Source organism: Grimontia celer (genome assembly GCF_900055185.1).
In the GTDB taxonomy this organism is placed as follows: Bacteria; Pseudomonadota; Gammaproteobacteria; order Enterobacterales; family Vibrionaceae; genus Enterovibrio; species Enterovibrio celer.
The window spans coordinates 1-513 of the sequence record NZ_FIZX01000096.1 but is presented as its reverse complement, the minus strand read 5'-3'; the positions used below and the strand labels follow the sequence as shown (position 1 = coordinate 513).

Genomic DNA, 513 nt, shown 5'->3' with positions numbered 1-513 from the left:
AAAACAGTATCATTAGCTGTGACTGATGCTCTGGTGAGCATGTTTTCTGCGGTTGAGTAAGAACACGGAAAAGAGGCGAGCTCAATGTCGCTGTAGCTTGAATTTACACTGTAAGCCTGGCGAGAATCCACTACGGTATATTCTGCAAAACCACCATCACACTCAGAGCCAAAGTACCAGAAATGATCAAGGCGTTCTCCATCGGCGTACCGAAGGCAAGGATCAATGAGCACGCGTTCGCCAATTCGAGCATCGTCAATATGCTCTCCTACAGCGATAATATGACCACAAACGTCCGCACCTTGAATTCTTGGTAGAGAAAGAGCATTGCCAGACCAGCCTGCGTCTTCACTATCGTTATCGCCCTTGGAGTACCAGCCAATACGAGTGTTGATATCTGTGTTGTTTACGCCTGCGGCGCTGACTTTAATGAGAACTTCATTAGCGGCTGGTTTAGGAACCACGATGTCTGATTTGACGACAAGTTGTTCGAAGTCACCGTGCCCTATGAGC

1 protein-coding gene is annotated in these 513 nt (G+C 47.8%); it reads right to left on the bottom strand.

The window, feature by feature from the left end:
- The coding region (locus GCE9029_RS25610) for an alcohol dehydrogenase catalytic domain-containing protein (RefSeq protein WP_157487873.1) at positions 1 to 513 on the bottom strand (513 nt) is incomplete at both ends.